We start from the raw sequence: 23,126 nt of genomic DNA, 5'->3' as shown, positions 1-23,126 counted from the left end.
TCTTTTGGCCTGCAGATGATCTAATCAGGAGCCGGATTCTTTGAAGGCCGGATAGCTGACCGGAATGTGCTCGTCTATGGTGCGGCCTCCCCAGTCGCCCTGGGGCCAGCTTTCCCAGATGTGCTCGCCAGCGGCTTGAACTTCCGCCGCAGCGCGGGCTACGTCGATACCCCTGACTGTTCCATTTTCGACGGCGAAGTTCCCATCCACCATGACATCGGTGAGGTCTTCCGGCTGGGCATAGTAGACGATGCTCTTGACGGGATCTCTGGTGGGAGCCATTGTGGCGGAATCAGTGCGGAAGAACAGGAGGTCTGCTTTGGCTCCGGGGGCGATCCGCCCCAGGTCTTCCCGGCCCAGGTAGTTGGCTGCGTCGACGGTAGCGGAATTGAACACTTCGTCCGAATTGGCTCCGTCGGCGCGCTGTTCGGCGACCTTGCCCAGAACAGCAGTCCAGCGCAGCGACTCGATCATCGACTGAGTTGCGCTGTCCGTGCCGAGACAGACCCGGACTCCTGCTTCCAAGTATTTGCGGTATGTGAACATGTTCTGGCCGCCGCGGGCGAATGTCCAAGCGTTATAGGACACTGAGGCCCCGCTGTCAGCCAGCAGTCCCAGGTCGTCCCCATGGAAATTGACTGCGGGAGTGCCGCCCAAGAAGATGCCGTGGCCGATCATCACGCGTTCATCGAGGAACCCGATATCAGCAAGCCACTCTATGGGGGTGCGCCCATAGCGACGGGTCATCTCGTTGAACTCGGTGAAGCTCTGTGCAGCGTGGATGGTGATCGGCACATCCGAGTCGTCAGCGGCCTTCTTAGCCTCACGCAGCAAGTTTTCGCTGCAGGTGTCGACCTGTGAGGGATTCAGCCACGGTCGGATGCGTGGGTGTTTCATCGAACGGATCGTCTCCACCTCATCCAGCGCGCGCTGGAGACCGCTGAAGCCCTCGTCGTCGGCCCATTCATAACTGACCTGTTTGCCGTCGTTGGTGAGCCACCGTCCAGACCGGAAGGACCCGGTGGTGTACGCGCGGATACCGGAGCGATCGATGGCTTCAAGCAGATAGTCCTGAGGTGCGCCCATATGCATGACTGTCGTGGTGCCGGTCCGCAGATGCTCGGCCAGTGACAGGTTGGTGCAGGACTCTCGGTGGGAGTCGGTCATTGCGGCTCCGCGGATCGGGAGGATCTCAATCAGGCTGGTGTTCCAGAACTGTCGCTTGTTTGCGTCCTCCACGATGGTCTTGTCCACCGGTGATTCGTTGATGTGGGCGTGGGTACTGATCAACCCAGGGCTGATGACTGAATTGGTTTCAACGACGTCATCGACGTCTTCGGGCACCCCGTGGCCGACGTGTGTGATGGTGTCTCCTTCAACCACCACGCAGCCGTTCTTTAGCAGTGTGTGTGTGCCGTTCTGGTAGGCGATGATCCAAGGTGCACGGTAGGCAATCTGATTCATTCGTGGAATCCCTCTCAGTTCTCAAGTGCTCTGCAGACAGTCCATCTTCACATGGAAAAGTCTCTCATTCATGACCTATGTGTTGCATTCAAGTAATGCCTTCGCACTCCACATACGAAGTGAAAGTTGCGCCTTGGCCTGCCGCTAGAAGGCGTAACGCGGCGGAAACAAGCTTGTCTTGTTCGTGAATCACCATCCATGTAGTTTCCTTGTATATCACGCGGCTACCTCAATAATGATCGACGCAAGTCGATTGAGAAAGGACAATTGCATGTTCAAGCTCGGTTGGTTCGTAGACGGTTATCGTCCCCAGACATGGCGGGGTTCGTGGGCGGGAGATCACCGCAAGGAGTGGATGGGCCCATCGTTCTGGGTCGATATTGCCCGGTCACTCGAGCGGGGAGGCTTCGACATGCTGTTCATGGAGGACACTTCCATGATCGACGACACCTACAACGGCACGATGGAAGCTCCACTGAAGTACGGCCTGGAGGCTCCCAAGAACGACCCCATGCCACTGATGCCATTGCTGGCTCAAGCCACCAACCATATTGGTGTGGTGTCCACAATCTCTACCCTTCAGTACCACCCCTACCTAGCGGCCCGACTGGGTACAACCTTGGACCATCTCACGGAAGGCCGAATCGGCTTTAACGTAGTGACCTCGGTAAGCCACCGGGTTGCCCAAAACTTTGGGATGGAAAAAATGCTTGACCACGAAGAGCGCTACGCCATGGCTCACGAGTGGATGGATGCGTGCACCGCGCTGTGGAATTCCTGGGAAGACGGCGCACTGCTCCTTGACATGGAGGAACCCCGGTTCGCAGACCACACCAAAGTCCATCCTGTGAATTTCGATGGTCAGCACTACAAGACCCGGGGACCGCTCAACAATCCTCCGGGCCCGCAGCGTCGCCCGGTCATCACTCAGGCAGGCAGCTCTCCTGCGGGACGCGAGCTAGCGGCTGAGCATGCCGACTCAATGCTGTCCATAGCTAAGTCCCCTGAACAAATGGCTGAGCTTCGGACCGATATGAACAAACGACTGAAGTCCTATGGCCGCAACCCGGAAGACTTTCACATCTTCTTCATGTGCAAGCCGATATTGGGCTTCGACGACCGTGAAGCTCAGGGACGAAAAGAAGCTGCCGAAGCTGCCAAGCACAGCAAGGCGTGGATCGACACGCAGCTGTGGATGCTCTCCTATTTCTCCGGTGGTGAGATCGACTACGGCAAGTATGACCTCGACGCTCCGTTTCCCAAGGAACTGGGAAATGGCCAGGTCTCCACCATGAAGCACGTCGCTGAGGGCGCTGAGGAGAAGACTTTGCGGGAGGTCATCACGGAGAAGGGCCAGATGCAGGGCCTGGAGTTCGTTGGGTCACCCGACACCGTGGCTGACAAGATGAACGACGCCATCGAGTCCACCGACGGGCCCGACGGGTTCCTTATATATGGAACTGAAGACGAGCTCACACGGAAGAATCTTGCCGAGGTCACGGACGGGTTGTGCGGCTCGCTGAAGAAGAAGGGTTACATTCGCGACACGTACAAGAAGGGTACGTTCCGGGAGAATCTCAATGACTGGGGCTAAGCCGACCTCGGCGCAGCAAGTTGATCAGGCGCTCGCGGCTCTGGAGACCTATGCCGAGCTCAACACTTTCTGCCACGTCGACCCCGAAGGCGCACATCGGGCCGCGGCGGCGTCGGACAAACGATGGGCCGCCGGGGTGCCGTTCTCTGCCATCGACGGCACGCCTATCTCTATTAAGGACAACCTCTTTGTGGGTGGGATGCCCGCGACCTGGGGCTCCAAGAAGTGGGTGGGATTCGTTCCGCAGGCGGACGACATAGTAGTGGAACGTCTCCGCGCTGCTGGGGCGGTGATCCTGGGAAAAACAAACACTCCGGAGTTCGCGATGAGCGCGAACACTGACAACTTGATCTTCGGTGTCACTCGTAACCCTCAGGACATGGGATTGACACCAGGAGGTTCCAGCGGCGGCGCATCGGCTTCTGTGGCAGCAGGAATTACAGAATTCGCGGTAGGTACCGATTCCGGCGGCTCGATCCGCGCTCCAGCGTCGCTGACCGGTATCTATGGGTTGCGCCCCACCAACGGAGCAGTTCCACGTGCCTACGGCTTCCCTCCTATGGCCCTGGACTTTCAGGTCATAGGCCTATTGGCCAAGACACTGGCCAAGCTTAAGCAGTACTTTGAGTTGGTGGCCGGCCCCGACGTCCGCGACCCTGCTTCGCTTCTGGTTCCCGGGTATATTCCGCGTTCGCAGGTGAAGGTTGCCCTGGTGCGAGGTGTGAATGGAGAGCCGGTTGATCCCGAGGCTCTGGAGCGCTTGGATGAGGCATCCGAGCAACTTTCCCAAGCAGAGGATGTTGTTCTCGCTCCTGGACATGCGCCTTACGAGATCGATGAGATTCGACGGCTGTGGGGAATTCTGACAGCAGTAGGCTCCGCCTCGGCCCTGCGTCATGCCCATGACCAGAATGCTGAGCTCAGCGAGGGGGTCAGAATCCTCTCTGGTGGCGCTGAAGAGATCTCCTCAGCTGACTACGGCAACGCGGTGAATCAGGTCTCTGCAGTTCGACGTAGCATTTCCGCGGCCTGGGGGGATGCCGATGTCTACATGATGCCGGTGATTCCGACCGCAGCATGGGCCGCTGATGCTGGGTCACCTGCCACGGTGGCGGGTCAGCCTGCAGTGCCTGGCGCTATCAGTGCCTTCATGGCGTGGGTGAATCTTATGGGATATCCCGCCCTATCCGTGCCGGTGCGTCGCTACCCCGATGGTCGGCACTTTGGCGTCCAGCTGGTGGCCCGGCCCGGCCAGGAGCGCACACTTTTCCGCCTGGCCGAAAAACTACTCTCTCTGTATCCGGTGTAGGGAAAACATGATTACTCGTTACAACGCCCCATGGATCATTGCCTACAAATCTGCAGTTGACGGACAAGATGGCGGCCACCGTCTCCTTCGGGACGGCTGTGTGGTCGTACAAGATGACCGAATTCTCTATGTGGGCCAAGAATTCAACGGTCACGTGGACGCTACGGTCAACACCGAGTCGGTGATTGCCCCGGGGTTTGTCTCCACTCACGCGCATCTGCAGGAATCTCCAGTGGACAAGTCCTTGGCGGAAGATTCCGAGCGCCGGCAGTTCTACTCCAGCACTTTGGCGGACATACTCCCCCCAAAGGCAATGGCCTTGGATGTCCAGGGCCAGCACGCGTCGGTGACGTTCTCCATTGCAGAATTGCTGCTGTCTGGCTGTACAACTGTGCTGCAAATGGGAAGCGAGGCGGAGTTCTTCGCTGAGCAAGCCGAGCGTCACGGGATTCGGGCTTACGTGGGACACAGCTACCGCTCCGGGCGTTGGTTGACGCGTGATGGCAAAAGAGTTGAGTACGAGTGGGATGAGCGAGCCGGCTGGGAGGGCTTTCAGCACGCGGTGGATCTGGCTGACTCGGTGAATCTAGACAATGGCCGGATTCAGGGCGCTTTCTACCCGGCCCAGGTAGACACCTGTACTGAGGACTTGCTGATGGCTAGTGCTGAGGCGGCTACGGAGCGTGGATTGCCGGTGACCACCCATGCCGCGCAAAGCGTCTTTGAATTCCAGGAAATGACCCAAAGACATGGCCGCACCCCCGTGGAGTGGCTGTATGACATCGGGTTCCTGGCACATAAGCCAGTCCTAGGTCACGTGATATTCACGACAGGGAACTCTTGGGTGAACTTCCCCGGTGACGACTTGGGCTTGTTGGCCGAGACCGGAGCTACGGTGGCCTACAACGCCTGGGTCTTCGCTCGCAACGGGATAGCCTTGGAGTCCTTCAAGAAGTATCGAGACCGGGGAGTCCGAATCTCATTGGGCACCGACACGGTGGCTCAGTCGATGATCGAATCCTGTCGGTGGACCTCCGTTATCGGGAAGATCATCGAGAAGCATTCACACGCTGTGACCGCTGGCGAGGTCTTCGCCGCCGCTACCATAGAAGGGGCTGAAGCCCTGGGGCGGACCGACCTTGGGCGCATCTGCGAGCAGGCCAAGGCGGACCTTGTATTCTGGCGGACAGACACCCTCTCCATGCAGCCGTTGCGCGATCCGATCCGCAATATCGTCTACTACGCTCAGCCCACCGACGTAGAGACTGTCCTGGTGGACGGGAAGGTCGTGGTCGACGATGGCGCGGTGCCCACTATTGACGTGAAGAAATCTGCTGCAGCGGTCCAGGACGCTTCCGAACGGATCTGGGAGCGTTGGCCCCAGCATGATTGGGCTGGGCGTGGGGTGGAGGAGCATTTCCCGCTCTCCTACCCCCGCTTCTAGAGCGGAAGCCTCAGAGGATGAGTGCGAGCAGCCGACGTACCACAGATGGATTAGCGTGCTTGGTAAAAAGATCAGCCTCTTCTAAGAAATCGCTGAGGTGAGCGTGGACTAGGCGGCGTGCGCGATCGGCGTCGCCGGCCTCCACGGCGTCAACGATCTCGACGTGCTGAGCCACCGCCTGGTCGAGATCTCCGTGTTCGCCGACTATGGCTGAGAGCGCAGGCTCAAATTTCTCTACCGGGTCGTACAAGATGGTGCGCGCGATCGCCTCCAGCAGGGGGCTGCGAGCCGCCCGGATGAGTAACCGGTGGAACTCCATGCCAGGGCGGATGCCGTCAGGCGTTCCGACTGTTCGCCGGTAGAGCTCCACGTTGGCCCTGAGCTCTTCCAGATCTTCAGCGGTCGCGTGCTGGGCCGCCAGGAGAGCCGCCTCTTGCTCCAAGCCGCGGCGTGCACGCAACAGATCTACCAGCTGACTCACGTCCGTGATGTTCAGCGCGTGGCGGAGCTCATCGTGGATCAGTCGGCTCTGCTGAGTGTCGTCAACAAGCTGGCGACCTTCCTCGGTGACCAGACGCCCCTTACGCTCAACGCGCGTAGTCAGTCCCATCCGGTCTAACCGAAGGAGAATACGGGAAACAGTGGCTTCGCTGAGCTCAACGCCCTCGTCCAAAGCTTGCCGGGTGACGACTCGTGCACCGGTGGGGGTCTCAAATTCGCTGAGGATTCGAATGAGCCGGAATTCCTCAGGAGTGAGATGCGTGTAGTCAGCCTTCCGACTCTCTGGCGCCACCGCGGTCATCGGTTCTCCTTGTATCTGCTGTTATGACAGGCCAACATCATTCTGCACGCATTCTCCAAGATAGCACCACGGCATTCGAAAGTGCAGTAAAAGAAACACTACAGTAACAGGCTCGTCAATTTCGCGACTCATGCCTGGCGTATATTCTTGAAACATGCATACGTTCCTCATTTCTGATCTACGTAGATGCATTGGATATTCACGACTTGTGGGAGAGAACCGATGAACTTCTTAGAAAACGAGATCACCGATACTGGCGAGCGCACTCTGGAGTCTGTGGGTGAGGGTGGGCAGATCGTCAAAGAAGCATTCGCCGCCTTCCCCTCCGGGGTTGCCGCACTTTGTGCGCAGATAGACGGTGAGCTGATCGGTATCGCAGCGTCTTCTTTCACTGTGGGAGTCTCCTTCTATCCACCGATGGTCATGTTTGCTGTACAGAACAGCTCTACGACGTGGCCTGTCCTGAAGGATGCCCCAAATATAGGGATTTCCATCCTGAGCAATAACCACGCGGCTGCCTGCATGCAACTTGCTTCAAAAGGAGGCGATCGATTCGCTGGGCTGTCCACCACGACTGCCGAGACTGGAGCCGTGCTCATTGACGGTTCTCCAGTGTGGTTGGACTGTGAGGTGGTTGGTGAGCATATGGCCGGGGACCACACTGTGGTCGTCATGGAGGTCAAGAGTGTGAGCGCACAGGACGGGATCGAGCCTCTGGTCTTCCAAGCTTCCGGATTCCGTGAATTGGAGACTCCGGTAGCGGCCTGATCTCCCGCCGCCCTCTAACCACCCGTCTCATCAGACAATTCTCGACTGCCTCGTATTGTCGCTTCCACGGCCGTGGAGTCCCTCGGCTCTGAGAAATTCCTCGTGGGGCACCAGTGGATCTGTTGGGCAACTTCTAAGCTTCGTGCTCAGCAGTCAACTTCTTGCTGCTATAGACAGGTCGCTTCACCGAAAGTCTCCTTGCGCAATCTGCGGACAAGCCTCCTGGGTCGTAGGTAGGGTGACAACAGGAGAGAGCTGAGGATCTAGCAGTTCTACGTAAGCGCTAAAGCGACTGGAGGCAGGACCACATGGACATTCTGACAACAGGCGGCACGTTGGCCATCGTGGTCGTCCTGATCGTTGTGGCACTGCTGGCCGGTGTCATCGGGCTGATCATCATGCGTGCCTGGACCAAGGTGGCCCGCGCGGATGAGGCGCTGGTGGTCACCGGTAAGTCCGCGCGTTCCGACACCCCCGGTTCACGACCCAAACAGGTCATCGTCAATGGACGCGCGATCGTCAACCCGATTCGGCAGCGGCATGAGATCATCTCTCTGCGCTCCCGGCAAGTCTTGATGACGGTCACCGCGCAGAGCCACGACAATGTGACCATCAACGCCGAGGCAGTCGCACTGGTGAAAATCGGCAGTACGGTCGAGGACGTCAAAGCGGCCTCCGAGCGCTTCGCCTCCCAGGACGACGCCGTGGTCGAGTACACCCAAGACCAGCTGGAGGGCGCACTGCGCGGTCTGATGGCCCAGCAGACAGTCATCCAGCTGATGCGGGACCGGCAGAAGTTCTCCGATGAAATCTCCGAATCGATCTCTCCAGAACTGCTGACCCAGGGCCTGCTGCTGGACTCCTTCCAGATCCGCGAAATCACCGACGACTCGGGATACATCGCCTCCTTGGGTGCTCCGGAGATCGAGGCCAAACGCCAAGCCGCCGAGATCGCCGCCACCAATGCCGAGCGCGCGATCGCCAAAGAGCGCATCTCCAACAGCGAGCAGAACCTGATCGAGGAGACTGAGTACGACTCGAACCAGGCCGCAGCGACCTCTCGAGTCGGCCAAGCACGAGCCGAAGCTGAACAGGCTGAAGCGCTCGCCGGCGAAAAGGCACGCCAGGAAGTGCTCGGCCAGCGAGCCGAGAACCGACAGGCTGAACTCGACGCCGAGGTCAAACGCGTTGCCGATGCTGATCTCTACAAGCAGCAGAAGCGCGCCGACGCGGAGGCCTACGAACGCACCAAGGCCGCCGAAGCCGAGGCACTGGTCGCCGAGTCCGAGGCTCGCGCCCGCCTGCAGCGCTCTGAGGCTGAGGCCACGGCCATTCGCGAACAAGGTGAGGCCAAGGCCGCCGCCATCCGCGCAGAGGCCGAAGCACTGCGCGAGAACCAAGAGGCCGTGCTGGCCCGCGAAGCACTTGCAGTCCTGCCGCAGCTGATGGACTCCTTCGCTGCCGGCTACTCCAACATCGGATCGATGACGCTGATCGGCGGAACCGGCGAATCAGGAGCATCCCAGCACTTTGACGGCGAGTCCTCGGTGGCCCTGGCCGGGGTGTTCAAGCGGGTTGAGGCCGCCACCGGCATCGATCTGGGGTCGATTCTTCAAGCGAAGGTTCAAGGCTCTGCCATCGGTGAAGCGATGTCCGAGTCGGGCACCAAAGACACGGCGAAGGGCGGCGAGAAGACCGAGAGCGGCTAACCAGAACACCCAGGACGTCGGGAGCTAGTCGCGCGGTGCAGGCTCAGCGGACCCGAGAAGTCGAGCCCCGTTTTCATAGAGCACCGCCCGTAGCCATGCGTCGCCCATGTCCAGGTCGATCAACGCGTCCAGCGAATGAGTGTAATGGTAGGGAATGTTGGGGAAGTCGGTGCCCAGAACAATGCGGTCCTGCAAATCGCTGAGCTGGCCCAGCCGCTCCCGGGGGAACGGGTGCAGACGCTCGATAAAGTCCGTAAACGCCATAGTCGTGTCCAGATGCACGCCGTCGAAGCGCTCAGCCAGATCCATGAACTCCGCATACTCGGGCATGCCCAAGTGAGCGATCACCAGACGCAGACCCGGGAACTGCCCCAACAGCCGCTCGATCCGGCAAGGGCCGGTGAACTCACCTGGATTCGGCCCGGACCCGCAGTGGATCACCACTGGGATCCCCGCCGCCGACAGCAGCTCCCACACTGGGCCGAGACGTTCGTCAGCGGGATCGAAACCACCCACCTGCACGTGGACTTTGAACACCCGGACACCGGCAGCGACCGCCTCAGCCACATAATCCGGTGCTGACGGCTCCGGGTAGAACGTGGCGCTCAGCGCCGCCTCGGGCACCCGGGCTGCCAAGCGCTGTGAGTAGTCGTTGAGCCAGGCCGCCATATCTGGGCGATGGGCGTAATTCAGCGTCGTGAAGGTCTGCAGTCCAAAGGCCCGCAGGATGGCGATCCGCTCGTTCTCTGAGCGGCGGTAGGTGATGGGCCATTCCTGCCCCAACTGCGGGCCTACTTCATCAAAGTGTGCCCAGACCTTACGGAGGACCCTGTCCGGCATGAAGTGAGTATGGATATCCACCAGGCCCGGCAACCCCAGCTCTTGCCAACGGGCACGGACCGCTTCAGCTTCTCTACTGAACTTAGGCGCGGCGTCGTCGCCGGTTCTGCTGCTCAGGTTCTCCACTGCCTCCTCAGAGGTCGTCCTCGTAGGTGGGGCCGCCCTCGCCCTCCCAGCGGGTGAGCTGGCGAATTTTCGACGCATTGTGCTTGCGCCGCACTCCGTAACCCCCTTCGTCATCTTCGGCGAAGAACGCCGCGCCGTACTCTTCCAATGCGGCACGAAGCGTGTTGTTGTCCGCACGGTCCAAGGCGATGCCGCGATGCTCGAAGTCGCGCACCCGCGCAGGTTCAATAGCAGCTGCCTCGCCGATCACATCAACCGACACTTGGGTGAGCGCGCGAGCCGCCCGAGCCAGATCCGGCGTGAGCTGGGCATGAAGTGGTTTCATCGCTTCAGTCTGCCAAACTCCGCACCACACCGGAACATCTCCTGGCCTGACTTCCGACCGCAGGGCGGGCAGCGGGCATTAATTCCACAGTGCTATCCGCAGCCGCTGACTGTTCAGCCTGCTATGAGACCATAAGCAGACCGTTCCGTAGGCTGAAAATGTTCTCTGAACTGACTCACAGCAACACTCATCTGGTGGCGCTTGCGCCTACGGGCACAAACGTGTTGGAGGCTCGCAGTGGACGATTCATCACAAGACCACACATCTGAGGATCGACTGGGCAGAGAGAAGATCACACCCAGCGAACACCCACAGAAGGTCCTAGTCCTGGGAGCGACCGGATACATCGGCGGACGGCTGGTTCCGCGCCTTCTGCAAGCTGGGCACGAAGTTCGCGCCGCAGCACGTTCGGTGACGAAACTGGAGAACGCGCCCTGGCGAGACCAGGTGGAGATTCACCACGTGGACCTCGAGGACCACGAGGGCCTGGATGAAGCCATGCGCGGCGTCGACGTGGTCTACCTCCTCGTCCACGCCATGGGTGGCGGGGGTGACTTCGAAGAACGCGAAGCCGAATCCGCCCGCCGGATCGCGGCCACCGCTGAACGTGAAGGCGTCTCACGCATCGTCTACCTCGGTGGACTCCACCCCGAAGGTGTGAAGCTTTCCCCTCATATGCGCTCCCGCGCAGAGGTCGCCCGAATCCTCCTGGAAAGCCCGGTGAACACTGTCGCGTTCCAAGCAGGAATCATCATTGGCTCAGGCTCAGCATCCTTCGAGATGATTCGCCACCTGGCCCTCAAACTTCGTCTCATGCCAGCACCAGACTGGGTGAAGAACAACGTCGAACCGATCGCCATCCGCGACGTGCTGCATTACCTGCTGGCGGCCACAGAGTACTCCGGACAGATCAACCGCATCCTCGACATCGGCTCAGGGGAGGTCAAGTCCTACTCCAAAGTCATGGAGGAGTTCTCCTCCATGGCGGGACTCAAGCCCCGCAAAGTGCTCCCACTGCCCCTGCCAGCCGCCACCCTGTCCGGAATCTGGGTGGGCATGGTGACACCGTTGCCCATGACACTCACCATTCCTCTGGTTAGGTCTTTGCAGAACGACGCCGTGACCAACAACAGAGACGTAGATGATTACTTCCCACCACCGGCAGCAGGACTGCTGAACTACAGCGAAGCCGTCTCCCTGGCCCTACGGCGCGAAGAAGAAGGTTCGATCGACACCACCTGGGATGCTGATATCGGTCCCCTGGAACACTCAGCTGGTGCGCTGCCCTCCGACCCAGACTGGGCTGGTCTGCGCCGCTACGAAGATGTGCGCACTATAGAAGCCGATAATGTCAGCAGCGATGCCGTATGGAAAGTCATTGAAGGCATCGGGGGAAGCAACGGATGGCACTCCTGGCCGCTGGCCTGGAAAGTTCGCGGCCTCTGGGACAAACTCGTCGGCGGCGCCGGTTTGAACCGTGGGCGCCGTCTGCCAGACAGCCTCAGGGTCGGAGACCCCGTGGACTGGTGGCGAGTGGAGAGAATGGAACCCGGACACCGGCTGCTGCTCCGAGCTGAGATGAAAGTCTCCGGCTATGCCTGGCTGGAGTTCAGCATCGACGAACTTGAAGGCGGGACCGTCCAACTCAAGCAGCGGGCGCTGTTCTATGCAAAGAGCATCCGTGGAACCCTTTACTGGATGTCCATGGCACCCTTCCACCGATCCATCTTCCCCACCATGCTGGAGAACATCATCGAAACGGCCCGCCTCAACGAACACCGCGAAACCTCCGCAGAGGCAGAGGGAGCTCGATGAGCAGGACGATCCACTGGTACCGAGATGACCTCCGGGTAGAGGACAACCCCGGCCTGATAGCCGCGTGCGAACATGCCGAAGCGCCTGGCGACGTCGTCGGGCTCTACGTTCTCGATGAGCACACCCCCGGTATCCGTCCTCTCGGTGGCGCGGCCAAATGGTGGTTACATCACGCGCTGGAATCCCTGCATAAAGACCTTCAACAGCTCGGCATCCCCCTGCTGATCCGAGCCGGAGACCCCCAACGGATACTCCTCGAACTTGCCGAGGCGAGCGGTGCTGACAGGGTGCACTGGTCGCGCCGCTATGGCGGCCCAGAAAGGGAGCTCGACGCCGCGATCAAAGCTGATTTGCCGGATAAAGGCGTCACGGTAGAAAGCTTCGCAGCCACCATGCTGGAAGAACCCTGGAAACTACAAACCACCACTGGCGGGCCATACAAGGTCTTCACCCCATTCTGGAAAGCGCTCAGTGCCCGGGACATCGCCATGCCAGAACCGGCACCGGCGCCCCTAGGGGATATCAGCAACGCCACCGCACGTCTCACCGGATCAGGAATCGAGCTCGGGAGCCTTGAGGGCCTCGACCTTCTGCCACGATCGCCGAACTGGGCCAAAGGATGGCATGAGATCTGGGATCCGACGGAATCCGGTGGTCACCAGCAGCTGAGAACATTTATTGACGACGACGCCGACCGCTATCACTCCCATGGGCAAGAGCCCGCCGCCGAGGCGACGTCGCGCCTCTCTCCGTTTCTCCGTTTCGGCCAAATCAGTCCCCACCAGGTCTGGGAAGCCGCCGGAAGCATCAAAGATAGCCAAAGCAAGACTCGGTTCCGCACCGAACTTGGGTGGCGCGATTTTGCCTGGCACCTGCTCTACCACTTCCCGCAGATTCCCGACGTGAACATGCGCTCCGAATTCGACAACTACCCATGGAAGTCAGCGCAAGAAGACCCAGACACCTTCCAGGCATGGACAGCCGGACTCACTGGGTTCGGCTTGGTGGATGCCGGGATGCGCGAACTCTGGGGCACCGGGCATATGCACAACCGGGTCCGTATGGTCACCGCAAGTCTGCTGGTCAAGAACCTGGGCATTGACTGGCGTGAGGGGGAAGCCTGGTTTTGGGACACACTAGTCGACGCCGACGCCGCGTCTAACCCTGTGAACTGGCAGTGGGTTGCCGGCTCCGGAGCAGACGCCGCACCCTATTTCAGAATATTCAACCCCGAGCGCCAGCAGGACCGGTTCGATCCCGACATGAGATACGTCAGAACCTGGGTCCCCGAATACGGCACCGAGAAATACCCTGATCCTCTAGTTGACCTGAAAGAAACTCGGCGCAATGCGCTCGCTGATTACGACACTATTACTGGGAAGAACACCTGAGGCCACCAGCAGTGGATGGTTTAAGCGCGAGCTTCCACTAAGGCGCTGTACCCCTCACGGAATGTTGGATATTGCAGTCCGGACTCACCCATGAACCGGTGCAGAGCGGTGCCGTCCAGGGTCTTGCCGTGCGGTCGGCCGGAACCAGAATCCTCCGGTACGGGCACATTCAGCAGACCAGCAACGAACTCCACCACCCGGCCAAGTGGCGCCGGTTCTCTGTCCACCCCATGGAGCAGCGCGGGAGGGTTGTTAACGGCAACCAGCCGCGCGATGGCAGCGGATAAGTCATCGCGGTGAATACGGTTGGTGATGCGTCCATGGTCCATTGGATTGCCGCGCAGCACCTGGTCGATCGTCCGAGTCCGGCCTGGTCCATAGATCCCAGCCGCCCGCAGAATCGTCACTGAGTCGAAGAGCTCCTGCGCATCCTGCTCCGAGGCGAGAAGCACCTTGCCGGTCTCCCTGTCTGGGAGTGGTTCGGAGTCCTCCGTGATGACCTCACCCTCATGATCGCCAAGCGCGCCGGTGGAGGACACCAGTACTACGCGCTGCGGCACCGTGGGTAGAGCTTTGGCCAGCCCGCGAAGTGTGCTGCGGTAGGCCCGCTCATAACCGGCAGCATCATAGCTATCGGCAGTCAGCGCGATGACCACTGCGTCCGCCTCAGGTAACTGCACTGTTCCAGGGTCTGCTAAATCCATGCTGACCACCGGGAACGGAACCTCAGCGGCCTCAGCGTTCCGGCGGACTCCGGTGACTTGATGGCCGGAGCGATGCAGCAGTTGTCCCACATGGGAGCCTAAATCACCACACCCTGCCAGCAGCACGTGGTGGGGGCCTGAGGTGGATGAGGAACGGTGCGGAGAAGGAGCCGAAGACATGGATCAAGACTAGACCGTCACGCTGAACGAGTTATCCACAGCAGTTATCCACAGTGTGGATAAACTACACACGTGTAACTCCTTGCGTTGCGCACCCAAACATTCGCCCTACGACAGGACACAGCGGTCTTGAGCAGCATTTAACAGAGGTTATCCACAGGATCTTGTGGAATCTGGGGAATGAGACCGCCCGCCGCCGGACAGAGTGAGGCCGGGTTAGGGCAGAGGCACCAGCTGGATACCGGCAAGGGTGAGTCCCAAAAGCCCCAGGATGAGTCCCGAGAAGCCCACTGAGGTCCAAAGCACCCTATTGCGGCGCGGTGACTTAGCAATAATCAGTGCCACCAGCACACCGGTGATGAGTCCACCCAGGTGGCCCTGCCACGAGATGTTCGGCACCAGGAAGCTGACCGCCATGTTGATCACTACCAACGCGACGATTCCTCCGGTCTCGGAACCCGAGGATCGCATCAGGATGAACAGCGCACCAAACAGACCGAATACTGCCCCTGAGGCTCCTACTGTTGGACCGAAGGGACTGGACAGCCCGACGACGGAGCTGAGCAGGATCGCCAGGGAACCACCCCAGGCGGAGAGCACCAGCAGCGCAATGAAACGTGACCGGCCAATCTCAGGTTCCATCGATCGGCCCACGAACCACAGGGCGAGCATATTGAACGCGATATGCATGGCGTTGCCGGGATGATGCAAAACCGCGGAGGTCAGCATCCGCCAGGGCTCGAACACCGGGTACCAGGCTGAGGTGTACGCTGGCGCGTAGGCCCACAGCTCGGTCAGATCGGGGAGCGGACTGAGCAGCTGACCGGCAGAGACCGGCAGGATCTGGATGATGTAGACCACCACACAGATGGCGATCACCGAGTAGGTGACAGTTGGTCTCCCCGACCCGGCACGAGCCCCGAACGCGGTTCTCTGGGTGGGCAGGCGGCGTCGTGCCTCATCAATACAGACTGGGCACTGAAAACCCACCGGGGCCTCCACCATGCACGCAGAACAAAGAGGCCTATCGCAGCGCTGGCACGCCACATAGGCCTCTTTGCCCTGATGCTGAAAACAGGTGTTCAGAGTTTGTCTACTTCGATGGACTCGATCACGACGTCCTCTTTGGGACGGTCGCGCATATCGGTGGACACGGCGTTGAGGTCATCCACAATCTTCCGGCTTTCCGCGTCACGGACTTCGCCAAAGATGCTGTGCTTGCCCTGCAGCCAGGTGGTGGCCACTGAGGTGATGAAGAACTGGGAGCCGTTGGTGCCTTTGCCGTTCTGGGTACCGGCGTTAGCCATAGCCAGTTTGTACGGCTCGGTGAAGTCCAGCTCTGGGTGGATCTCGTCGTCGAACTGGTAACCCGGTCCGCCCACACCCAGGCCCAGCGGGTCGCCGCCCTGGATCATAAAGTCTTTGATGATCCGGTGGAATACCGTACCGTCGTAGAGCGGGGTGCCCGTCTTGTCTTCACCGGTCTCTGGGTGCTTCCACGGCTTATCACCGGTGGCCAGCCCCACGAAGTTCTCCACAGTCACCGGAGCGTGGTGACCGAAGAGTTCGACAACAATGTTGCCGGCGTTGGTCTTGATGGTCGCTTTATGGGTAGCTATTGCAGTCATAAGGGCTATTGTTCCATGTAGGCTAAGTAGAGCAACCGATCCTGATTCGGAGGACATGCATGTTCGGTAAGAAAAAGAAACCGAGCCACACCTGGGGGCACACTGTGCTCGCCGGACTCGAAACTGCTCAGGAATGGGCCGCACCAAAAGTTGGTACGGCTGCTGACTGGGCAGAAGACACCTACCGCAAGAGTGCTCCGAAGGTACAGGATGCCTCGGCAAAAGCTCTTCACGCGGTGAATGACGGTGCGGCTGTGGCTGGTTCCAAAATTAAGGAATTTTCATCCCAGGCTGGTGACGGCATAGCTGCTCAGTATGACAAGCTGCCGCCAAAGGCCAAGAAAGAGATCCAAAGGGTCGTCGCCAAGTACGACGACGCCAAGACTGACTTCACCAAGAACACCCTGCCCGCGGCTTCAGCCAAACTGGGAGGCTATGCGGATCAGACCGCCAAGCTGATCCACAAGGCTGAGCTCGACCCACGGGTGGAATCGGCGCTGATCAAGGCCACCGGGGATAAGAAGATCGTCAAGAAGCTGCGGAAGAACTCTGAGAAGGCCGCCAAAGCTGCGGCCAAAGAGTTGAAGAAGCAGCAGAAGGCGAAGTCCCGGAAGAAGGGCCTCCTCGTCTTCGGTGTGGTCGCCGCAGGCGTGACTGCCGGGGTGGCCGCCTGGAGGGCGTCCAAGCCGGTGGAAGACCCCTGGAAGAAGCCAGAGCCGGTCTCCTCATCCAAGGTTCCAGCTGATTCGCCCAAGCCGGCGGCTCAGGCGGAGACCAACACGGATGCGAAGCCCGCAGGCGCTGAGGTTCCATCACCTAAGCCCGCCGCCTAAGGCTTTACAGAGTTCACCTCTGTTGGAGGGTCCTGCACCGAACGGTGTGGGACCCTCTTTCGTGTGTGTGGGGGTGCTTGTCCCAGTCTGGCCCGGGATTTCAGGCAGTTGTTGAGAGTTCAGCATCCTGTAGGAGCCTGAACTCTCAACAACTCCCTGATATGGGGGTGGGGGAGCAGGCGGGAGGCGGTGACACGCCGCTTTTCCACAGGTGAGCGCTGCGCCTAGCGGGGCGTTAGACTCCTACGCCAGGCTATTGGCATGCGGAGCACACTAGAGGGCACCACGCCTGTTGAGCTGCTGAAAGCGGAACGCCAAGCAGATGGTTCTCACACCAGCGAAAGACTGACCGAAATGCTCCGTCGAGGCGAGGTGCTCCGTGTCCGCCGCGGGATCTATGTCCCAGCCCAAGCATGGGTCGAGGCCCCGCCCTGGACGCAGTATGAGATCACCGTCGCCGCTGTAGCCATCAGCAGGGCGCCCCTGTTCTGCCGGGAGACGACTCTCCTGCTGCATGGCCTTCCGTTGCTGAAGACTCCACCTGCTGTGTATGGGCGAACCTCCGACCCAGGATCGGCCAAGCAGTTCGCGCCCCCTCCCTTGACCGGCAAAGTGCCGCCGCAACAGTTCCGGCGCCGCTATGACGCCACCTACGCTGACGGGGCGCTGCATCAGGCGAGGCTGAGCGGTATCTCCGTCAAGCTCTTGGAAGCCGCATGCCCAGCCGGGACCTCACGCTCTGAGCTGCGTCAGTGTGTCCGTGCCGGCACGTATCGGTCCCCTGAGGTCCGACGTGATGCCGGCGCTCTCCAGGCAGTTGTAGGACCCAAAGCCGGGTATCGCAGTGAACCGCTGAGCCTGGCGGTGATCGATACTGTCAGCCGTATGTCCTTCACTGAGGCGGTGGTGGTTTTGGACGCGGTCAAAGCCAGGAACGACGTCGATGTGGACAAGTGGTTGCAGTATCTACGATCCCAACGCCAGCGAGAACGCTGGCAGCGGGCCTGGGACTTCGCGGATGGGCGAGCTGAGTCAGCCCTGGAGTCAGAATCGCGAGTGCTGATCGACCAGATCAAGTGCCCCGCCCCGACACTGCAGAAAGTCATCAGAACCCCAGCGGGGGCCTTCCGGACAGACTTCTGTTGGGAACGTGAGCGAGTGGTGGGAGAGGTGGATGGAAAGGTGAAGTACTTCCACCAGCAGTACACCCATGGAATAGACCCCGCGGAGCTGCATTACCGGGAGAAGCAACGCCGTGAAGCCCTGGAAGGACAGGGTTGGCGCGTTGTCCGCTGGGGGAAGGACGAGTTCCGGGACCCCCGGATGCTCCGCGCAAGGCTCAGCCACGTAGGGCTACTCTGAACTGGAGCTTCAGGCGCATGTTGGGTTGTCAGTGTCCTATAGGCATCTGACAACCCAACAGGAGCCTGATTTCCGGGTGTAGGGCGAGGTGCACGGCAGTGCCCAGGATTCTCCGAGCTGACGCTGTGTAGGGTGAGTGGATGAGCTCCGGAGCGTATCTGCGATACCCACATCTGCATGGTGACCACATCACATTCACTGCCGCTGACGAGGTCTGGCTCGCACCTGCCGCTGGGGGCAGGGCATGGCGGCTGACTCGCGACGCTGCCGGCGTCAAGCACCCGCGCATATCCCCAGACGGCACCGAGGTGGCGTTTATCTCCACACATGATGGCGACCATGAGGTCTACGCGGTGGGCATCGATTCCGGCGAGGTGCGTCGCCTCACCTGGTGGGGCAATCGGCGCACCACCATCCTGGGGTGGGCCCAGGATGGCCGCCTCCTGGTGTCCACCAACGCGCAGGAAGTGCACCGCGACCAGGTGGTCCGGGCACTGTCGCTCGACGGACAGTGGGAGCGTCTGCACTACGGATCGGCCACCGGCCTGGCCGTCTCAGCCTCCGGCGCTGCAGCTCTGACCACACCGGAGTACCGCACCCCTGCGCACTGGAAGCGGTATCGCGGCGGTACAGCCCCCAAACTGTGGTTGGACGCCAAGGGCAAGGGCAGCTGGACCCAGCTTCTCGCCGACGAGACCGCGGCAATCGTGGACCCCATGTGGATCGATGACGCCCTGCTCTTCGTCTCCGACCGCTCAGCCAGCTTCCCCAAGAAGGCAAACGAGCAGGCCAACCTGTGGATCTGGGAGAAACCTGCCGCCAATAAGCACAAGAGTCTCAAGCAGCTCACCTTCCAGGATGAGACCACCGGATACGTCCGTGATGCCACCAGCGACGGCGCCCGAATCACCTGGCACAGCCGCGGCACCATTTGGATCAAGGACAGTGTGAGTTCCGCGGCCCGGAGACTCGAAGTCACGCTGCCCGGGACGACTCCGGCGCCGTTGACGCTGAAGCCCACCGACAACCTGGACCTCATGGTCCCCGATCAGGGTGCAGATGCCAGCCTGGTCTCCTGGCGGGGCAAAACGTTCTGGCTCACGCACCGAGAGGGCCCAAGCCGGGCGCTCGCGGCAGAGTCAGGTGTCCGCACCCGCGAACCGGTCTTGCTGGGCACCACAGGCCGAGCCGCGCTGGTCACTGACGCTGAGGGCGAAGACAGCCTCGAAATCCACACCCTCGACGGATCAGCGGCTCCGGAGCGACTCCTGACCGGCGAGCTGGGCCGGATTCTGCACGTGGCCGCAGACCCTGCCGGGGAACGGCTCGCCGTTCTCTCCCACGATGGGTGGATCCGCCTGATCACCCTTGACTCCAAGCGGAAGCTGCGTGCACCGGCACCGAAAGTGCGCGACATCATGCGGTCGACCTGCGGGGAGCCGAAATCGCCTTCCTTCTCCCCAGACGGACGCTACATGCTCTGGTCGCACCCGACCACCGGAGAGAGCCAGATCCACCAGCTGATGCTGCTGGACACCCACGGAGACCATGAGCCTGAGGCGCTGACCGACAACAGGTTCCACGATTTCTCCCCCACGTTCACAAGCGACGGCAAGTACATTGCTTTCTTATCGAACCGGACGTTTGACCCGCACTACGACACCTACGAATTCGCCCTGTCTTTCTCCGGAGCAACCCGGCCATGGCTGATCCCGCTCTCCGCGTCGGAACCGCCGCCGTTCGGGCCAAGCGCAGAAGGGTGGAGGCTCTCACCAGCTGAAAACGACTCCAATGGTGAGGCTTCCGAGGCCTCGGCGGCCAAGAAGGCCCCCGACAGCCCAGATGTGGACATCGCACGCGCCGAAGAGCGGATTGTGGCGTTCCCCGTCCCCTCCGCCGAGTACCGCAGGCTGCACGCGGCCAAGGGTGCCCTGCTATGGGTCACCGTCCCCCAGGACACCGGCGAGCTCGGCGCCCGCCGCGCAGGAGTTCCCGGGGACAAGCCGGCCGAACAGTTGGTCCGCTGGGACTTCCAGCAGCGGAAGACCACAGTCATTGTGGATAAGCTCACCGACTATGCGGTCTCCGGAGACGGTGAACGGATTGTGGTCCGTCACCAGGACACGGTCACGGTTCAGCCCTCCACCAAGAAGGTTGAAGACGACGACGCCGATAAAGTCACCGTTGACCTCACTCGCCTCCGCTTCCAGGTCGACCAGCAGGCCGAATGGACACAGATGTTCGACGAGACCTGCCGTCTGATGTCCCAGCAGTTCTGGCGCTCGGATATGGATGGTGTCCACTGGGATGCGGTGGTCGAACGCTACCGCCCCCTGGTGCAAACAGCACGCAGCAAAGACGATGTGATCGACATCCTCTGGGAGACCGTCGGTGAGCTCAACACCTCGCATGCCTATGTGATGGATCAGGGATCAGCCCCAGGACAAGACCAAAAGCTTGGTCTGCTGGGTGCCGACCTTTCCCCGGCTGAGCATGGCTGGCGGATCGACCGGATCCTGCCGAACGAATCCTCTGAGCCCCAGGCGCGCTCGCCGCTTCATGCCGCTGGTGTCGACGCCCAACCCGGTGACCTCATCACAGCAGTCGACGGCCAGCCGGTGGACCCCATCATCGGCCCGGCCAAACACCTCACCGGATCGGCGAATAAGCCCGTGGAGCTGACCCTGACACGCGGTGACAGCAGCCGGCGAGTGGTCGTGCTTCCCCTCGCAGATGAGGCAGAGCTGCGGTATCAGGACTGGGTGCGCTCCCGCCGCGAGTACGTCGCGGAGAAGACTCAAGGAAAGCTCGGTTACCTGCACGTGCCGGATATGGTCGCCACGGGGTGGGCTCAGCTGCACCGAGACCTCCGGTTGGCAACACAGGCCGAAGGGCTCATCGCAGATGTGCGTTACAACGGCGGTGGGCACACCTCTCAGCTGGTGATCGCTCGACTGGCTCAGCGGGTGGTCGCCTGGGCGACAGCCCGGCATGAGGTGGAACCTATGCCGTACCCTGACGGTGCCCCGCGCGGTCCCGTGGTGCTCGTGGCCAACGAAAACTCCGGTTCCGACGGCGATATCGTCAACGCCGTGGCGCAGGCCCTAAAAGTCGGTCCTGTGATTGGTACTCGCACCTGGGGAGGGGTCATCGGCATCGACGGTCGGTTCGATCTGATCGACGGCACCACCGTCACTCAACCCAAGTACGCCTTCTGGATTGAAGGCAAAGACTGGGGAGTAGAGAACTACGGAGTGGACCCAGACATTGAGGTAGTGCATCAGCCGGGCCAGCTGTTCCGGTCAGATGATCCTCAACTGGATCGGGCTATCGATGAGGCCTACGCGCGGTTGGAGGAGACTCCAGCGGCTTCACCTCCGGGCCTTCCCGATCCGAAAGTGAAGCTCTGAACCCTATTTCCAGCGCATGGTCATAAAGAAGCCGACCATCGCGATGGAGAACCCGACAATGATGTTCCAGCCTCCGAGGGTGCTGATCGGTAGTGCCCCGGAGGTGACATACCAGGTGATCAGCCAGAGCAGACCGATGATCATCAGCCCGAACATGGTCACCCGGTACCACGTGGGCAGCGACTCGTCCTCCCCGTCCAGGCCGTCCATGCTGAACTGTTCAGCGCCGCTCAGCGGGGATTTCGGATCATTCTGCTGCTGATCGCCGGCATTGCGGTTCTTCCGGCGTCGGGATTCTGGCACGGGTGACTCCTGAATATTGGGTATTCTATGGTCGTCGGACTTCTTCCGCGCCATTCTACGCAAAGCGAGCCACTGACTACGATGACGCTAGCACCACCTCGACACGCAGACCCGGCACAGCGGGCGGCTCGAGTAACTTCACCACCACGGCGGCGTCGCCGTTCGTTCGGTTCTCGGATGGTCGGCTGGTTCGGAGAAATCCTCATCACGCTCGGTGTGCTGGGGCTGCTTTTTGTGGTTTGGGAACTGTGGTGGACCGGAATTGAGGCTGAGTCGGATAGGCAGGACTCGCTCAATGAGTTCTACGCCGGAATGCCGGACCGGGCTGAGCCGGCCGGAGACGGCGACGACGGGGGACCGTCCCCGGTCGATTTCGACGTCTGCTACACCCTGGAGGACGGCACTGAGATCGGGTGCGCGGACCACATGCGCAGTCAGACCGGGTCGGAGGACATCATGGGTACGGTCTACGCCCCGCGACTGGGTGATCAGTGGGCGGCACCGATCAGACACGGCACCAGCGCGGCGCAGATCGACCGCGGAGGCGTGGGGCACTACACAGAGACACAGTGGCCGGATGAGCCGGGAAACTTTGCCCTGGCCGGTCACCGCAACACCAATGCGTCCATGCTCGGCAATCAGGACAACCTGCAGATAGGCGACCCGATCTATGTGGTCTCCTATGACGGGATCTACATCTACGAGGTCCAAGAGCGTCAGGTTGTTCTTCCCAGCCAGGCCGAAGTGCTCTCAGCAGTGCCGAGTGACCCGGAGGCAGAGGCCGAGTTCGGCGTGTTGACCTTCACCACCTGCCACCCGTTGTACTCCAACCGGGAACGGCTGATCCACCACGCTGAGATTGTGGACTTTGTGCCGCTGGGTGGTGAGGCGCCGGAAGAGCTGGTGCACCATGAGCCGATCTCTGAGATGTTTTACGCCAGAGGTGCCGACTGATGTACGCCTGGTTCTTCAACGATGTCCTACCTGGTCCGCTGTGGATTCGGATCCTCACCACACTGGTTTTGCTGGCGGCAGCGGTCTACGGCCTCATGGAATTTGTCTTCCCCTGGCTGAGCGAATACAGCCCATTGGGTGATGTGACCCTTGATGACGGATAAT

20 protein-coding genes are annotated in these 23,126 nt (G+C 60.7%); 12 read left to right on the top strand and 8 right to left on the bottom strand.

Translation table 11 applies throughout. The features are described from left to right. Positions 1-24: 24 nt before the first annotated feature. A complete protein-coding gene (locus FEF26_RS00985; RefSeq protein WP_138251672.1) occupies positions 25-1,464 on the bottom strand; it encodes an amidohydrolase family protein in 1,440 nt (479 codons plus the stop codon). A gap of 271 nt (positions 1,465-1,735) precedes the next feature. Here FEF26_RS00985 and FEF26_RS00980 point away from each other — a divergent pair, with 271 nt between their 5' ends. The 3 genes from FEF26_RS00980 to FEF26_RS00970 are packed head-to-tail and all read left to right on the top strand — an operon-like array spanning position 1,736 to position 5,811. Next, entirely contained in the window at positions 1,736-3,058 is a 1,323-nt protein-coding gene (locus tag FEF26_RS00980; RefSeq protein WP_138251671.1) for an NtaA/DmoA family FMN-dependent monooxygenase, read from the top strand. Then, positions 3,045-4,367 (top strand): amidase, encoded by a 1,323-nt coding sequence (locus FEF26_RS00975; protein WP_138251670.1) that lies wholly within the window; start codon positions 3,045-3,047, stop codon positions 4,365-4,367. The genes FEF26_RS00980 and FEF26_RS00975 overlap by 14 nt, the downstream gene beginning before the upstream one ends. A 7-nt stretch (positions 4,368-4,374) precedes the next feature. Continuing rightward, a complete protein-coding gene (locus FEF26_RS00970) occupies positions 4,375-5,811 on the top strand; it encodes an amidohydrolase family protein (RefSeq protein WP_138251669.1) in 1,437 nt (478 codons plus the stop codon). Between the two features lie 10 nt (positions 5,812-5,821). Here FEF26_RS00970 and FEF26_RS00965 read toward each other — a convergent pair whose 3' ends face one another. Next, positions 5,822-6,613, bottom strand: a complete 792-nt coding sequence (locus FEF26_RS00965; protein WP_138251668.1) for a FadR/GntR family transcriptional regulator — start codon at positions 6,611-6,613, stop codon at positions 5,822-5,824. A gap of 222 nt (positions 6,614-6,835) precedes the next feature. On the opposite strand from FEF26_RS00965, the gene FEF26_RS00960 reads away from it, so the two are divergent. Together FEF26_RS00960 and FEF26_RS00955 are read left to right on the top strand one after the other, a co-directional pair. Next, positions 6,836-7,381: a flavin reductase family protein gene (locus tag FEF26_RS00960; RefSeq protein ID WP_138251667.1), complete on the top strand. Its 546-nt coding sequence runs from the start codon at positions 6,836-6,838 to the stop codon at positions 7,379-7,381. A gap of 308 nt (positions 7,382-7,689) precedes the next feature. Beyond that, positions 7,690-9,090, top strand: coding sequence for an SPFH domain-containing protein (locus FEF26_RS00955; protein ID WP_138251666.1), 1,401 nt, complete (start codon positions 7,690-7,692; stop codon positions 9,088-9,090). A gap of 24 nt (positions 9,091-9,114) precedes the next feature. Here FEF26_RS00955 and FEF26_RS00950 read toward each other — a convergent pair whose 3' ends face one another. Together FEF26_RS00950 and FEF26_RS00945 are read right to left on the bottom strand one after the other, a co-directional pair. After that, positions 9,115-10,056, bottom strand: a complete 942-nt coding sequence (locus tag FEF26_RS00950; protein ID WP_243730335.1) for an amidohydrolase family protein — start codon at positions 10,054-10,056, stop codon at positions 9,115-9,117. A gap of 7 nt (positions 10,057-10,063) precedes the next feature. Next, positions 10,064-10,381 (bottom strand): hypothetical protein, encoded by a 318-nt coding sequence (locus FEF26_RS00945; protein ID WP_138251664.1) that lies wholly within the window; start codon positions 10,379-10,381, stop codon positions 10,064-10,066. 237 nt (positions 10,382-10,618) lie between these two features. Between FEF26_RS00945 and FEF26_RS00940 the strand changes: the two genes are divergently transcribed. Both FEF26_RS00940 and FEF26_RS00935 read left to right on the top strand, forming a co-directional pair. Then, positions 10,619-12,196, top strand: coding sequence for an SDR family oxidoreductase (locus FEF26_RS00940; RefSeq protein ID WP_138251663.1), 1,578 nt, complete (start codon positions 10,619-10,621; stop codon positions 12,194-12,196). Then, complete coding sequence (locus FEF26_RS00935; protein WP_138251662.1) at positions 12,193-13,587, top strand: cryptochrome/photolyase family protein; 1,395 nt, start codon at positions 12,193-12,195, stop codon at positions 13,585-13,587. The genes FEF26_RS00940 and FEF26_RS00935 overlap by 4 nt, the downstream gene beginning before the upstream one ends. Positions 13,588-13,607: 20 nt before the next feature. Here FEF26_RS00935 and FEF26_RS00930 read toward each other — a convergent pair whose 3' ends face one another. The 3 genes from FEF26_RS00930 to FEF26_RS00920 form a co-directional block, all read right to left on the bottom strand. Next, on the bottom strand, positions 13,608-14,471 hold the full coding sequence (locus tag FEF26_RS00930; protein WP_138251661.1) for an NAD(P)H-binding protein: 864 nt from the start codon (positions 14,469-14,471) through the stop codon (positions 13,608-13,610). A 216-nt stretch (positions 14,472-14,687) separates the two neighbouring features. Beyond that, on the bottom strand, positions 14,688-15,476 hold the full coding sequence (locus FEF26_RS00925; protein WP_138251737.1) for a rhomboid family intramembrane serine protease: 789 nt from the start codon (positions 15,474-15,476) through the stop codon (positions 14,688-14,690). A 77-nt stretch (positions 15,477-15,553) separates the two neighbouring features. Beyond that, positions 15,554-16,099 (bottom strand): peptidylprolyl isomerase, encoded by a 546-nt coding sequence (locus tag FEF26_RS00920; protein ID WP_138251660.1) that lies wholly within the window; start codon positions 16,097-16,099, stop codon positions 15,554-15,556. Between the two features lie 59 nt (positions 16,100-16,158). Here FEF26_RS00920 and FEF26_RS00915 point away from each other — a divergent pair, with 59 nt between their 5' ends. The 3 genes from FEF26_RS00915 (at position 16,159) to FEF26_RS00905 (ending at position 21,704) form a co-directional block, all read left to right on the top strand. After that, positions 16,159-16,932, top strand: coding sequence for a hypothetical protein (locus tag FEF26_RS00915; protein WP_138251659.1), 774 nt, complete (start codon positions 16,159-16,161; stop codon positions 16,930-16,932). Between the two features lie 261 nt (positions 16,933-17,193). Continuing rightward, the gene (locus FEF26_RS00910) at positions 17,194-18,294 is read left to right on the top strand and encodes a hypothetical protein (RefSeq protein WP_138251658.1); all 1,101 of its coding nucleotides are present in this window, start codon (positions 17,194-17,196) and stop codon (positions 18,292-18,294) included. 140 nt (positions 18,295-18,434) lie between these two features. Beyond that, positions 18,435-21,704: a S41 family peptidase gene (locus FEF26_RS00905; RefSeq protein WP_138251657.1), complete on the top strand. Its 3,270-nt coding sequence runs from the start codon at positions 18,435-18,437 to the stop codon at positions 21,702-21,704. 3 nt (positions 21,705-21,707) lie between these two features. Here FEF26_RS00905 and FEF26_RS00900 read toward each other — a convergent pair whose 3' ends face one another. Then, positions 21,708-22,007 (bottom strand): cell division protein CrgA, encoded by a 300-nt coding sequence (locus tag FEF26_RS00900; RefSeq protein ID WP_243730334.1) that lies wholly within the window; start codon positions 22,005-22,007, stop codon positions 21,708-21,710. Between the two features lie 81 nt (positions 22,008-22,088). Here FEF26_RS00900 and FEF26_RS00895 point away from each other — a divergent pair, with 81 nt between their 5' ends. Together FEF26_RS00895 and FEF26_RS15630 are read left to right on the top strand one after the other, a co-directional pair. Continuing rightward, entirely contained in the window at positions 22,089-22,961 is an 873-nt protein-coding gene (locus tag FEF26_RS00895; RefSeq protein WP_166432857.1) for a class E sortase, read from the top strand. Then, entirely contained in the window at positions 22,961-23,125 is a 165-nt protein-coding gene (locus FEF26_RS15630; protein WP_166432856.1) for a hypothetical protein, read from the top strand. The genes FEF26_RS00895 and FEF26_RS15630 overlap by 1 nt, the downstream gene beginning before the upstream one ends. Position 23,126 lies beyond the last annotated feature (1 nt).

The sequence above is a fragment of the Nesterenkonia salmonea genome, assembly GCF_005771525.1.
Lineage (GTDB): Bacteria > Actinomycetota > Actinomycetes > Actinomycetales > Micrococcaceae > Nesterenkonia > Nesterenkonia salmonea.
The sequence above is the reverse complement of the archived record's forward strand: the minus strand, read 5'-3'. Positions and strand labels throughout refer to the sequence as shown.